The sequence below is a fragment of the Paraburkholderia sp. BR13444 genome (assembly GCF_040948755.1).
Taxonomy (GTDB): domain Bacteria; phylum Pseudomonadota; class Gammaproteobacteria; order Burkholderiales; family Burkholderiaceae; genus Paraburkholderia; species Paraburkholderia youngii.
This window is the reverse complement of sequence record NZ_JBFPKM010000002.1, coordinates 352,672-366,300: the sequence shown is the minus strand read 5'-3', so window position 1 is coordinate 366,300 and position 13,629 is coordinate 352,672. Positions and strand designations below refer to the sequence as shown.

Here is a 13,629-nt window from a genome sequence, read left to right as displayed (position 1 = left end):
CGATGGAGCGGGGAGGCGCACCGTCGCCCGATCATGCCGTGCAAGATTCGCGCGCGGCACGCAATTGAGCGGCAGGTGCAACGATGCGCATTACGCCGACGGTCTGTGTGGCAGCGACTGTAGCGCAAAATTGGCGCCAGCGTCGCGCGGCGCGCCGGGCGTACGATTTGCGGGTCAATATGACGCACCAGGCTAAAAGTCGGGCGAAGCCCGATGGTTGCGCTTTTGAATGCAATCGCCGCAAGCGGGCGGACAAACGGCGCGCCGGGCTTGAGCCCCGGCTTACTTTCTCGAAAAATTGACCGATGCGCGGTAAGATGCGCACACTTTTCCGGCCCCAAATGGCTGAAAGGCGAACTCAGGCAATGCAAGCACTTCCGGCTGTTCTGTCTCCGAGCGAGACGGCATTTTTCTTCGACTTCGATGGCACGCTCGTCGAACTCGCCCCCACGCCGGACGGCGTGCTCGTGCAGCCGCGCGTGATCGACCTGCTGCGCGAACTGCGCAGCCTGACGAATGGCGCGGTTGCGGTGGTGTCCGGGCGCGGCATCGACAGCATCGACAGTTTTCTCGGCATGCCCGATCTGCCGGTCGCTGGTCTGCACGGCGCCGAGCGGCGCGATGCGAACGGCGACACGCAGCGCATCGGCTTTCACGACCAGCGCCTGTTGCGCATGGAGCAGGTGCTCGCGCAAGTCGTCAACGAGCACCCGGGCATGTTGCTCGAGATCAAGGGCGCGGCGCTCGCGCTGCACTACCGCAATGCGCCGGACCGCGAGCCGGTCGCGCGCGAGGCAACCGAGCGGCTCGTCGCCGATTACCCCGCGTCGTACGTGCTGCAGCCCGGCAAGATGGTCTACGAGATCAAGCCGAAGGACGTCGACAAGGGCCGCGCGACGCGCGCGTTCCTGGAGGAGCTACCGTTCACCGGCCGCACGCCCGTGTTCGCCGGCGACGATCTGACCGACGAGAAGGGCTTCGCGGTCGTCAACGAACGTGGCGGTCTGTCGATCAAGGTTGGCGCGGGCGAAACGATGGCGCGCACGCGCGTCGAGTCGGTGTCGTCACTGCTCGACTGGCTCGAAACGATTGTCGCGGCGGCGCGCGGCGCATGACGCCGGCGCGACGTTCAACGAAAACAACATACTGCATCGGGAATCGCGCTTCATGAGCCGACTGATCATTGTTTCGAACCGGGTGGCGCCCATTTCGGAGGGCGGCCCGGCGGCGGGCGGTCTGGCGGTCGGCGTGTACGACGCGCTGAAAGAGACCGGCGGCATGTGGTTCGGCTGGAGCGGCGACGTGCTCAGCTCCGGCCAGCCGCAGATCAAGCTCGAGGAGCGCGGTCCGGTGACCTTCGCGACCGTCCCGTTGATGCGCCGCGACTACGACCAGTACTACCGCGGTTTCTCGAACGCGACGCTGTGGCCCGCGTTCCACTATCGATCCGACCTGCTGCACTACGACCGGCACGACTTCGAAGGCTACTGCCGCGTCAACGCGTGGCTCGCGCAGCAACTCGTGCCGCTCTTGCGCGAAGACGACGTGATCTGGGTGCACGACTATCACCTGATCCCGTTCGCGCAGGCGCTGCGCTCGGCAGGGGTGAAGAACCGCATCGGCTTTTTCCTGCACATTCCGTTTCCGGCCGCGCAGGTGCTGCTGACGGTGCCGCCGCATCGCGAGCTCGTCGAGGCGCTGTGTTCGTTCGACCTGCTCGGCTTCCAGACCGGCCCTGATCTGCGCGCGTTCTGCGACTACGTCATTAACGAGGCGGGCGGCTCGATCGACGCGTCGCCGAAAGGTCCGCTCACCGTGCATGCGTTCGGCCGCACGCTGTGCGCGTCGGCGTATCCGATCGGCGTCTATCCGGACGAGATCGCCGAGCTCGCCAAGGCGGGCGAGCGCGGCAAGCCGGTGCGCACGATGAAGGCGACGCTGCATTCGCGCAAGCTGATCATGAGCGTCGACCGGCTCGATTATTCGAAGGGGCTGGTCGAGCGGTTCCGCGCGTTCGAGCGCCTGCTCGAGCATACGGCCGCGCAGCGCAACAAGGTGTCGTTCCTGCAGATCGCGCCGCCGACGCGCGCCGACCTGCACGCGTATCAGGACATCCGGCTGCAGCTCGAAGGCGAGTCGGGACGGATCAACGGGCGTTTCGCCGAGCTGGACTGGACGCCGATCCTGTACATCCACAAGCAATACGAGCGCTCGGTGCTGGCGGCGCTGTTCCGCACCGCGCACGTCGGCTATGTGACGCCTTTGCGAGACGGCATGAACCTCGTCGCGAAGGAATACGTATCGGCGCAGGATCCGGAGAATCCCGGCGTGCTGGTGCTGTCGCGCTTCGCGGGCGCGGCGCAGGAGCTCGACGGCGCGCTGATCGTCAATCCGGTCGATATCGACGGCATGGCGGAGGCGCTGGCTCAGGCGCTCGACATGCCGCTCGCCGAGCGCCAGGCGCGCTATCGCGACATGATGGCGCAGCTGCGCGAGAACAACGTGTCGGTGTGGCGCGATAACTTCATGCGCGATCTGCAGAGCGTCGATGGCGCGAAGCGCGCTAGAAGCGGGAAGGCGCGCGCGGCCGCGGGTGCGGGTCACGCCGGGCGGAAGAGGGCGGCGCGCGAGCGCGTGACCGGCTAAGCTAGCCGCGAAGCCAGACAGGAAAAAGCCGCTCCCTGGAGCGGCTTTTTGCATGCGGCGCGCAGCGCCTGGACCCTGCGTGGCGTCAGGCCACGTGCTGTTCGTCGACTTTCTTGCCGCCGATATGCAGCGTCTGGCCCTTGCCATACTGCTTGGCGAGCAGGTCGCGATAGAGGCCCGGACGCTGACGCAGTTCTTCCGGCGAGCCGTCGTCGATGACCTTTCCGGCGCTCATCACGATGATCCGGTCGAAGTTGTTCAGCGTCGATAGACGGTGTGCGATCGCGATCACGGTACGACCGACCATCAGGCGGTCGAGCGCCTTCTGGATCGCTTCCTCGGACGCGCTGTCGAGCGCTGACGTGGCTTCGTCGAGCAGCAGGATCGGCGCGTTTTTCAGAATCGCGCGCGCAATCGCGATGCGCTGGCGCTGGCCGCCCGACAGCTTCACGCCGCGGTCGCCGACGATCGTGTCGTAGCCTTCGGGCATCGCTTCGATAAAGTCCGCGCAACGCGCCTCGCGCGCTGCGGCGAGCACTTCCTCGCGGCTCGCTTCCGGGCGGCCGTAGGCGATGTTCTCGTACACCGTGCGATGGAACAGCGAGATGTCCTGGGGCACCAGCGCGATCGCGTGACGCAGGCTGTCCTGAGTGATCGACGCGATGTCCTGGCCGTCGATCTTGATCGCGCCACCCTGGGTTTCGTAGAAGCGCTGCAACAGCGCGAGCACCGTCGATTTGCCAGCGCCCGACTTGCCGATCAGGCCGACGCGCTGGCCCGGCTCGATATTGAGGTCGAAGTGATCGAGGATCGGCCGGCGGCGCGGATAGGCGAACGTGACGCCGTCGAACGTGACGCGGCCGCCCTGGGGCACGAGTTCGGTCGAGTCGTCGCGATCGGGCATGCCGTGCGGTTCGAGCAGCGTGCGCACCGCCTCCGCGAGTCGCGCGACGTGCTGGGTGACGTCGACGAGCGCGACCGCGAGATCGCGCGTGCCGTGCAGGATCGTGAAACCGAGCGAGCTGACGAGCACGATGTCGCCCGAAGTCGCGCGGCCCTGGTCCCACAGCCACAGCGCCCAACCGAGCAGGCCGGCCGACAGCAGCGCGGTGATCACGGCGTGCAGCAGACGCAGCTTTTCCAGGTACAGCAGGCTTTGCTGGCGCGCGTCCATTTCCGACTTGACCGTTGACGCAAAACGTTGCTGTTCGCGGAACGTCATGCCAAACGCGCGCACCAGGCCCATGTTGCTGATCACGTCGACGAGCTCGCCGTCGACCGATGCCGCCTTGGTCGCAAAATTATGGTGACGCGCGGAGCCGCGGCCCGCGAGCTTGTACAGCACGACCGCCAGGATCGCCGAGCACAACATCAGGCCGGCGGCCATCAGCGGGTTCACCGAGATGATCATCACGATCGCGCCGAGCACAGCTATACAGGGCGGCAGCACGTTCCACGCGGTGGTGTTTTCGGCGGTGTAGACGGCGTTCGAGGTCGCGGTGATGCGGCTTGCCAGCATGCCGGGCTGCTTTTCGGCGTAGTAGGTCGGTGAATGGCCGCTCAGGTACTGGAACAGGTCGCGCCGCAAATCGCCCGTCACGGCGACGAACGTGTGCGCGGCGAACCAGCCGCCGAGCCGCCATAACAGGTTATCGGCGGCGATCAGGCCGACAAGGATCGCGAACGCGCCCCACAACGGCCCCGGATGATGGCGGCCACCGCCGAGCACGTCGATCAGATGTTTGATCGCGTATTGCGAAGCGAGTGCACAGCCCACGGCCGCAAACACGCTGCACAGCACGATCGCGTGCGCGACCGGATGACGGCGGATAAAGCGGAAGAGAAACGCAAGCGGCCGGTGCGCATAGCTCGCGAGCTTTGCGTTCTGGGCGTTTCGCTGGGCGATGGTCAAGTGTTCCAATTGAGCTGAGATCGATGTGTTGCGGGTTGTGCATGCAATGCGCGGACCACACGGACAAGATGGCTCTCCGTGAAGCCGATGCTTCGCATTGTAAACATGCAAAGACGATTGCGCCCTGTGTATCCGGGCTTTGACGCGATTGATTTCGCGATAGACCTCCGCGATCTGCGTCGTCTCGACACGCCAGCCGACGGGCCCTTCAGGCAGATTGCGGAAAATTTCGAGATATAATTACAGTTTGCATTCAACCGGGCCGTGGCAATTTTGCAATTCCTACCGGCAACGTTTGATGCGCGAGAGTTCACCGCTCGGTACGTCGTGCCTCGCCGAACCTCCTGGACACTGTAGAACTGTCTTTGAAAACAAGGGTTTGCAAAGTGTTTCGCGTTTGTAACAACGTAAAGACTTTGAAATGTTGTGGTGCGGCGACAATTCGGGCATCGATAATGCCTGCTCGTTAGCCCCGGCAAATTTTCTGACAGTTTGTCAACGTAGGTGCCCCATGCGCGTTTACTCGCACATGCGCAGACGCTGATCCACTTGTCTGGGCTCTTGACCCAAGCGATCCATCGCAGGATTTCTCAAAAGAATCAGGCCCGCGCCGGTATCTCCGGCCAGACTGCCCTGGCGAGCAAGCGAGTCGCTTTTTCCAAATGCAGTACCTTTGCCTGATTTTTTACTAGGAGTTCGTCAATATGCGAATCGCTCAAATCGCTCCGCTGCACGAGGCGGTTCCTCCCAAGCTGTACGGTGGTACGGAACGCGTGGTGTCCAATCTGACCGAGGCGCTGGTCGAGCAGGGCCACGACGTCACGCTGTTTGCAAGCGGTGATTCGCAAACCTCGGCGAAGCTCGAAGCATTCTGGCCGCAGGCGCTGCGCCTCGACCCGACGATCCGCGACGTGATGGCGCCGCATATGCTGCTGCTCGAAGAAGTGCGCCGCCGCGCGGACGAATTCGACGTGCTGCACTTCCACATCGACTACTACCCGTTCTCGCTGTTCGCGCGTCAGCCGGTGCCGTTCCTGACTACGATGCACGGCCGTCTCGATCTGCCAGAACTGCAGCCCATCTTCAATACGTTCAAGGACGTGCCGGTCGTGTCGATTTCCGACAACCAGCGCATCCCGCTGCAACAGGCGAACTGGCTGCAAACCGTCTACCACGGTCTGCCGGAAAACGTGCTCACGCCGATCCCCGACGTCGAACCAGGCTACCTCGCATTCCTCGGCCGCGTTTCGCCGGAGAAGGGTCTCGACCGCGCGATCCGCATCGCCGGCCAGGCAGGCATGAAGCTCAAGGTCGCCGCGAAGATCGACAAGGCCGACCGTGCCTATTACGAAGAAGTGATCAAGCCGCTGATGGCGCTCCCGCATGTCGAGTACATCGGCGAAATCGGCGAAGCCGAAAAGCGTGAGTTCCTCGGCAACGCGCATGCGCTGGTGTTCCCGATCGACTGGCCGGAACCGTTCGGCCTGGTGATGATCGAGGCGATGGCTTGCGGTACGCCGGTGATCGCGTTCAATCGCGGTTCGGTGCCGGAGGTGATCGAAAACGGCGTGTCGGGTTTCGTCGTCGAAGACGAAATCAGCGCGGTCGCTGCGCTCAAGCGTCTGCACACGCTGCCCCGCGCTGGCGTGCGCAAGGCGTTCGAAGCACGCTTCACGTCGAAGGTGATGGCGAAGAACTACGTCGCCGTCTACGAAGACCTGCTGCGCAGCAAGCATCGCACGGTGCTGCGCGAAGTCAACGCGGGCTGATTGGCGGTTGATTCGCCGCGGTTGTTTCGCGGCAGATGAGACGCCGGCAGCAGGAATCACGCTTCCTTCGCTGCTCTGAACGCCCCGCCGGCATGTTGCCGGCGGGGCGTTGTTGCATGCGCGCCGCGTTTTTCGTCGGTGTACCGATGAAAATACCGGTTTCCGCGCGGCGCGAACGAGCCAGGCTCGGTAATATCCCTATAATTGCCGTGCCGCAAATTGAGCTGCGGTGCCGCCGACGACAGGAGGATGCCTTGGCGAGAACGAAAGAGACGCGCGCGAACGCCGCGCCCGGCGCCGGAACGATTTTTACGTTGCGCGCCATCGGTCTCGTGCTCGCCGTCCGCTGGCTTTTCTCGATGTCCGAGATGAGGCTGACCACCGCGCTGACCGCGATGGCGTCTTCACCGTGGGCATGTATCAACCTCGTCTTTCTGTTCCTACTGATCTTCCTGCCGGGCGCGCGCGCCGTCGCCGAGCGTCCGTTCCATCCGTTGCCGCAATGGCTGCGTCAGGCGCTGCGGCTGTTCGCGTTCCTCGGGTTTCTGTTTGCGCTGTGGTCGGTCGGCGCGTTCGTCGCGAGCGCGGGCTGGCGTCGCGCGATGCAGGCGGTCGCGGCCACCAACGGTTGGCTTGTCGCGGCGCCGGTGCTGTATGCGATCGTCTTGTGGATCTGCCGGCCGCTGCCGTTGTGGCGCACCAATGTGGCGGCGCGGCGCTTTGCGATCGGCCGCTACGCGGTGTCGCTCGATCCGGTGACGCGCACCGTCGTCGTGTGGGCCGAGCGGCGCAAGGTGGGGCAATACGATGCGCGCGAATTGTCGGTGCGCTGGGCGAGCGGTTCCGATGCGCGCGCGACGCCGGCGCCCGCGCCCGCAGTTGCGTTCGGCGCGGTGGGCAAGGCCGGTGCGTCGGCGGCGCCGATGCCGTCGGTCGCGGCGCCCTCGCTGGCGCGCAGCACGTTCGGCGTACGTCCGAAGGTCGAGTTGCTGTGGGATTCGCCTGCCGCCGCGGGGCACAACCGGCAGACCGTTTTCAGCGCCGCGCTGACGACCGAAGGCGATCGCGTCGCCGCCCGCGCGCTCGACACGACGCTGCGCCAGGTCTGACGCTGCACGTTTTGTGCTATCGGTCACATCGCGTGGCCGTCGCACGCATCCCGAAGCGAAGCTTCGTCGATAATGAAATCAAGGCGCCCGGCCTGCTGGCGGGCGAGTAGGACACTCATCGATCGTATCGCGTCTTTCGCAGGAGTCGCTATGCTGGTTCGCTGGTTGCTTGCCGCCCTTCATCTGCTCGCTTATGGCTTTGCGCTCGCGTCGATTCTCCGACGCACGTGGTCGCTGCGTCGCGCGTCGGTGCCCGCCGCGCTGCGTTCGGTGTTCCGCGCCGATTCACGCTGGGGCATCGCCGCGCTGGTGCTGATCGTGACCGGCCTGATGCGCGTGTTCGGCGGCTATGAGAAGGGCGCCGACTACTACCTGCACGAGCCGCTCTTTCACGTGAAGATGACGTTGCTGGTGCTGATCCTGATCCTCGAAGTGCCCACGATGCTCGGCCTGATGCGCTGGCGGGCGTCGATCCGCAGCGGCGCGGCGCCGAATCTGAAGAAGGCGCGTTCCTACGCGCATTTCAGCGTAATCCAGACCGTGCTGCTGGTTCTGATGGTGTTTGCGGCCGCAGGAATGGCGCGCGGCATCGGGCTGCCGGCCGGCGCGGTGTAGCGCGGCAGGCCTTCTTTCCATTGCGACGGGCTGGTGGCGCGCGCCAAGCGTTGCGCCTCGTGCACGCCTGTGTCGCGCTAGCCGACCAGCAAGCCCGAATCGTCGACCCGGTCGGCCTTGACCTCCGCCGACTCGCGCACGAGTTCCGGCTCGCCGAGACCCTTGATCAACTCCAGCGCCTGACGCTCGAACAAGCGACGGTACAAGCCGTTGTCGCGCTTGATCAGCGCGTCGTGGCTGCCTTCCTCGATCACCTTGCCCTTGTCCAGCACGAGCAGCCGGTCGAGCGCGCGCACCGTCGACAACCGGTGCGCGACCACCAGCGTGGTGCGCCCCTGCATGAGCCGCTCCATCGCGCGCTGGATCAGCACTTCGCTTTCGCTGTCGAGGCTCGAGGTGGCTTCGTCGAGAATCAGGATCGGCGCGTCGGCGAGAAACGCCCGCGCGATCGCGACGCGTTGACGCTCGCCGCCCGATAGCTTGATGCCGCGTTCGCCGACCAGCGTGTCGTAGCCGTTCGGCAGCGCGGCGATGAAGTCATGCGCGCTGGCGAGCCGCGCGGCGCGCTCGATGTCGGCGCGGCTCGCGCCGGGTCGTCCATACGCGATGTTCTCGGCAAGCGAGCGGTGAAACAGCACCGGCTCCTGCTGGACGATCGCGATCTGGCTGCGCAGCGACGCTTGCTGGACCTGCGCTATGTCCTGGCCGTCGATCGTGATCCGCCCGCCCGAAATGTCGTGAAGGCGCTGGATCAGCTTGATGAAGGTCGTCTTGCCCGAGCCTGAATGACCGACCAGCCCGACGCGCTCGCCCGGCGCGATGCGGATGGAGAAGTCGTCGTAGAGCGGCCGGCTGTGCGCGCCATAGTGAAACGACACATGCTCGAAGCGGATTTCGCCGTTGCGGATCGCGATCGGACCGGCACCGGGACGATCCTCGATGCCGAGCGGCTGGCTTTCGAGCGACACCAGTTCCTCCATGTCGTTGACCGAGCGCTGCAGGTTGCGGATGTGCATGCCGATGTCGCGGAGGTAGCCTTGCAGCATGAAGAACATCGTCAACGCGAACGTGATGTCGCCGACGCTCGCTTCGCCGCGTGCCCACAGCAGCAACGCAACGCCGAGAATCGCGGCCTGAATCGCGGCCAGCATGCCGCCCTGCAGGCCGCCGTTGAGCGTGCCGCGCACCCACGTGCGGCGCGTGCGCTGCCGCCATTTGCCGATCACGTACCCGAGGCGCGCTTCTTCGCGCGCTTCCGCGCCGAATGCCTTGACGACGCCGTTGCAGCTGACCGCATCGGCGAGCGCGCCGCCCATGCGCGTGTCCCACGCGTTCGCGAGACGCGCGGATGGCGCGACGAAGCCCAGCGACACCGTCACGGTCACGCCGATGTACAGCAGCGAGCCGATGCCGACGACGACGCCCATCATCGGCCAGCGCGAACCGAGCAGCAGCGTCGCGCCGACCAGCATCACCAACGACGGCAGCAACGCGATCAGCAGCGTGTCGTTCAGCAGGTCGAGCGCCCACATGCCGCGCGTGATCTTGCGCACGGTCGAGCCGGCGAAGCTGTTCGCGTGCCAGTCGGTCGAAAAGCGCTGCACGCGATGAAACGCGCGCGCGGCGATCTCGCTCATCATCTTCAGCGTGAAGCGGATGATGTTGAAGTACACGCCCTGACGCAGCAGCGTCGCGGTCAGGCCGAGCGCGGCGAGCACGCCGAAGGCCTCGAGCGCGTGATGCCAGATGGGCGCCGACGACGCCGGACCGGCCGCGATCGCGTCCACCAGACGTCCGGCGAAGACCGGCGTGAGGATGTCCGCGCCCGCCGTGAACAGCGCGAGGGCCGCCATCACGATGATGCGCCACGGCTGTTGGGCCCAGTGACGGAAGGTGAAGCCGAGGACATCCTTGAAGGCTTGTCCGCGAAAATCGAGTTTTTTGTTGGCCATTTGCTTTCGACCCGGCGACGCACGAGCGCGCCGAGGTTCCAGTCATAAGCGAAAAAGGGTAGACAGCCAGCGGATGCCGGAATGCGCGCGGGAACACGCAAAAAAGTACCGCGGCAAACAACGGCAACGGAACTACGGACTGTCTGGAGTGAACGCGGCGCGCCTGTCGAGGCGGCTGCGCATCTGCTGCGACGCTGCGGCGTTTAAGGTCGCAGCGGTCGTGGCGGACGGGCTGACGGTCGTGGGACCATGCGAGGGAGCGCGCGATGCACTGCGAACATGTGGCGCCTCCCTGAGATGGTTCAAGTTGGAGAAACCGGACAGAGCCGGACCGGGCGAATGCCCGTCTGCCGAATATAGCAACAGTGCGGGGCGCTCGCCAACCTACGGAACGACGTGGTTCTACACAGCCGACGCTACCTCGTGCGGTGCACGCGACGTTTTTGCCGGCAAATAGAAAAAGGGCTTACGCATTGCTGCGTAAGCCCTTTTGTCTTCGGTGATCGACACACCAAGAATCTGGTGGGTAGTACTGGGATCGAACCAGTGACCCCTGCCGTGTGAAGGCAGTGCTCTACCGCTGAGCTAACCACCCGAAGAGATTGAGATTATGTCAGGGAATTTGGGGTTCGTCTAGTCTTTTTTAAGCAGTTTGCTCATCAGTTGCTGGCGCGGGTTCAAGGCGCCATACGCTCGCGCCCTTGATCGCCTTGTCGAGATCGTCGAGCACGGCTTCGTGCGCGGCGCGTTCGTCGTCGCTCGCGGTGATCACGACCAGTTCCAGCGATTCGAGCGCTACACGCGGCGTATCTGTAGCGCCGCCGGTCTGCGCTTCGCCGAGCATGTCGATGACGAGGCTTTCCTGGCCACGCGTCATCGCCAGATAGACCTCGGCGAGCAATTCCGAGTCGAGCAGCGCGCCGTGCAGCGTACGGTGCGCATTGCTGATGCCGAAGCGGTCGCACAGCGCATCGAGCGAATTACGCTTGCCGGGGAACATCTGCTTGGCTTGCGCGAGCGTGTCGATGATCTCGCCGCAGTGCGTGCTCACCGGCGGCAGACCGAGCAGCGCGAACTCGGCGTCGAGAAAGCCGATGTCGAATGGCGCGTTGTGGATGATCAGGTCAGCACCCTGGATGAAGTCGCGGAACTGGTCGATGATCTCCGCGAACTTCGGCTTGTCCCTCAGAAATTCCGTCGTGAGGCCGTGCACCGCGAGCGCGCCCGGATCGCTGTCGCGCTCCGGGTTGATATAGAAGTGCAGGTTGTTGCCGGTCAGTCGGCGGTTCACTAGCTCGACGCAACCGAGTTCGAGAATCCGGTCGCCGCCGCGGGCGTTCAGGCCGGTAGTTTCGGTGTCGAGGATCAGTTGACGCATGTCGGATTAGCCTGCTTCGAAAAAAGTGCAGTAAAAAGCGAAGAGGGCGGCGCGCGTCGTTGGCCGATGCGCGCACGCTCCTTACATCTCGGCGAGCGACGCCACGCCGCGATTGGCCAACTGATCGGCGCGCTCGTTCTCCGGGTGGCCGTTGTGGCCGCGCACCCAGCGCCATTCGACTTCGTGCTGCGCGACGAGCGCATCGAGTCGCTTCCATAGATCGGCGTTCTTGACCGGCTGCTTCGCTGCGGTGACCCAGCCTTTCTTCTTCCAGCCGTGAATCCACTCGCTGATGCCTTTCTGCACGTACTGCGAATCGGTGTGCACGATCGCCTTGCACGGGCGCTTCAACGCCTCGAGCGCGGAAATCACGCCCATCAGCTCCATGCGATTGTTGGTCGTGTTGGCCTCGCCGCCGAACAGTTCTTTTTCCTGGTTGCCGAAGCGCAGCAACGCGCCCCAGCCGCCAGGGCCGGGATTGCCCTTGCAGGCGCCGTCGGTATAGATGTCGATGTGGTCCGGTGTCATTCGGTGTGGTTACGTGTGTTCGGGGTGGCGGCGGGCGCGAGGCCTGCCGCGAGCACGGGCTTTTTCACTTTGAGCGGCCCGACGAGACGCATGCCGCGCACGCGCTTGATCGCCTTGATCATGTAGGTTGCGCCGAAAATCGGCCACCAGCGGTCGCCAGCGGCTTCCATGAAGCCGTAGCGCGCGAGCCATTGATCACTCGCGAGCGGCGGACGATAGCAGCCGAAGCGCCCGCGTTCAAGATCGAAGCCGAGCAGCTTGATCCAGTCCTTCAGACGCGTGAACGCGATCAGGTCGACGGCCGAAGGCACGAACGGGCGGCCTGTCATCTTACCGATCGATTGCCGTACGCCCCACAGCGACAACGAGTTGAAGCCGAGGATGATCAGTTGGCCTTCGGGCACCAACACGCGTTCGGCTTCGCGCAGCAGCCGATGCGGGTCGCTGGTGAATTCGAGCGTGTGCGGCATCACGAGCAGGTCGACGCTTTGCGCTTCGAAGGGCAGATCGAGCAGGTCGCACCAGACCGCGCTGCGGCCGGCCGGCGCGTGCAGCCCCGGCGCGCCTGGCGCTGCGTTGACGGGATTGTCGCCGCCAGGGTTGCCCGCGCCGCCGATGCCGCCGGCGCTGCTACGACGTGCCGCCGGCGGATACGTGTACGGCGCGCTCGCGCCGCTCGCCGCGTCGAGCACGAGGCCGCGGCACGGCATCCGGTTTTCGCGCAGCGCGTCGAGCTGCGGCAGGCCGAGTTGCAGCGCATGATAGCCGAACACGTCCGACACCACGCGATCGAGCTGGGATTGCTCCCAGTCGAGCACGTAGCGGCCTGGCGGCGAATCGGTCCAGGCGGGCCAGTCTATAATCGCTCGGTCAGTCATATTAAAAATGCGTCGCCTATGAATGCGCTCGAGTACGTGCCGGTCCCGGCGTTTGAAGACAATTACATCTGGGTCATTGCCGACGGACACCATGCGGTCGTCGTCGATCCGGGTGAAGCCGCCCCTGTGCGCGCCTGTCTGGCCCAACGAGGCTGGCGGCTGAGCGCTATTTTACTCACGCACCATCATCAAGACCACGTCGGCGGGGTGGCCGACCTGCTGAACGGCCAGGACGTGCCTGTCTACGGCCCCGCCGGCGAAGCGATCGCGCACCTTACGCATCGTCTCAAAAGCGGTGATCACGTGACGATCGCGGCACCCGCACTCGAATTCAGCGTGCTCGACGTGCCCGGTCACACCAGCGGACACATTGCCTATTTCCAGGCGGCCGATACGCGCGGCACCCCGCACGTGTTTTGCGGCGACACACTGTTCGCGTGCGGTTGCGGGCGCCTTTTTGAAGGCACGCCGCAGCAGATGCTGAATTCGCTCGATGCGCTCGCCGCGCTGCCCGGCGCAACCGAAGTGCATTGCGCGCACGAATATACGCTGTCGAACATCCGCTTCGCGCTCGCTTGCGAGCCGCACAACGCGGAACTGCAGGCGTGGCGCGACAAGGCGAACGAACTGCGCTCCCGCCACCAGCCGACGCTGCCGACCACGATCGCGCACGAGCGCGCGGTCAATCCGTTCCTGCGCGCAGACGAGCCGGCGATCCAGTCGAACCTCGAAGCACAATTGCATGAAACGGTCTCTGACAGGCTGAAGGCCTTCACCTTGATGCGCGAATGGAAGAACCGCTTCCGTTGATCCGGAGCGCATTCGGCAGTTCTTCACGCGAT

Annotated in this window: 11 protein-coding genes and 1 tRNA gene; 6 read left to right on the top strand and 6 right to left on the bottom strand. The window is 64.7% G+C overall.

The genetic code is table 11. From position 1 onward, the window contains the following. Positions 1-365 precede the first annotated feature (365 nt). A complete protein-coding gene (otsB, locus tag AB3X95_RS05965; RefSeq protein WP_176124153.1) occupies positions 366-1,115 on the top strand; it encodes a trehalose-phosphatase in 750 nt (249 codons plus the stop codon). A gap of 52 nt (positions 1,116-1,167) precedes the next feature. Continuing rightward, positions 1,168-2,646, top strand: coding sequence for an alpha,alpha-trehalose-phosphate synthase (UDP-forming) (gene otsA, locus AB3X95_RS05960; RefSeq protein ID WP_368620886.1), 1,479 nt, complete (start codon positions 1,168-1,170; stop codon positions 2,644-2,646). 85 nt (positions 2,647-2,731) lie between these two features. Here the strand turns inward: otsA and AB3X95_RS05955 are convergent, their stop codons facing one another. After that, positions 2,732-4,567 (bottom strand): ABC transporter ATP-binding protein, encoded by a 1,836-nt coding sequence (locus tag AB3X95_RS05955; protein WP_176105481.1) that lies wholly within the window; start codon positions 4,565-4,567, stop codon positions 2,732-2,734. Between the two features lie 695 nt (positions 4,568-5,262). On the opposite strand from AB3X95_RS05955, the gene AB3X95_RS05950 reads away from it, so the two are divergent. From AB3X95_RS05950 to AB3X95_RS05940, 3 genes are all read left to right on the top strand, one after another. Continuing rightward, positions 5,263-6,327 (top strand): glycosyltransferase family 4 protein, encoded by a 1,065-nt coding sequence (locus AB3X95_RS05950; protein WP_176105482.1) that lies wholly within the window; start codon positions 5,263-5,265, stop codon positions 6,325-6,327. Between the two features lie 254 nt (positions 6,328-6,581). Next, entirely contained in the window at positions 6,582-7,436 is an 855-nt protein-coding gene (locus tag AB3X95_RS05945) for a hypothetical protein (RefSeq protein ID WP_176366084.1), read from the top strand. Between the two features lie 150 nt (positions 7,437-7,586). After that, positions 7,587-8,051 carry a DUF2214 family protein gene (locus AB3X95_RS05940; protein ID WP_176366083.1) on the top strand — a complete coding sequence of 155 codons (465 nt, stop codon included), beginning with the start codon at positions 7,587-7,589 and terminating at the stop codon, positions 8,049-8,051. Positions 8,052-8,128: 77 nt separating this feature from the next. Here the strand turns inward: AB3X95_RS05940 and AB3X95_RS05935 are convergent, their stop codons facing one another. The 5 genes from AB3X95_RS05935 to AB3X95_RS05915 form a co-directional block, all read right to left on the bottom strand. Further along, complete coding sequence (locus AB3X95_RS05935) at positions 8,129-10,003, bottom strand: ABC transporter ATP-binding protein (RefSeq protein ID WP_368620885.1); 1,875 nt, start codon at positions 10,001-10,003, stop codon at positions 8,129-8,131. Between the two features lie 520 nt (positions 10,004-10,523). After that, positions 10,524-10,598: transfer RNA gene (locus tag AB3X95_RS05930), tRNA-Val, on the bottom strand. Positions 10,599-10,646: 48 nt separating this feature from the next. Continuing rightward, entirely contained in the window at positions 10,647-11,381 is a 735-nt protein-coding gene (gene dnaQ / locus AB3X95_RS05925; RefSeq protein WP_176124147.1) for a DNA polymerase III subunit epsilon, read from the bottom strand. An 81-nt stretch (positions 11,382-11,462) separates the two neighbouring features. After that, positions 11,463-11,909: a ribonuclease HI gene (rnhA, locus tag AB3X95_RS05920; RefSeq protein WP_176105530.1), complete on the bottom strand. Its 447-nt coding sequence runs from the start codon at positions 11,907-11,909 to the stop codon at positions 11,463-11,465. Next, a complete protein-coding gene (locus AB3X95_RS05915; protein ID WP_176124146.1) occupies positions 11,906-12,787 on the bottom strand; it encodes a class I SAM-dependent methyltransferase in 882 nt (293 codons plus the stop codon). Before AB3X95_RS05915 ends, rnhA begins: the two co-directional genes overlap by 4 nt. 18 nt (positions 12,788-12,805) lie before the next feature. Between AB3X95_RS05915 and gloB the strand changes: the two genes are divergently transcribed. After that, complete coding sequence (gene gloB, locus AB3X95_RS05910) at positions 12,806-13,597, top strand: hydroxyacylglutathione hydrolase (protein ID WP_176105532.1); 792 nt, start codon at positions 12,806-12,808, stop codon at positions 13,595-13,597. The last annotated feature ends 32 nt before the right edge of the window (positions 13,598-13,629 follow it).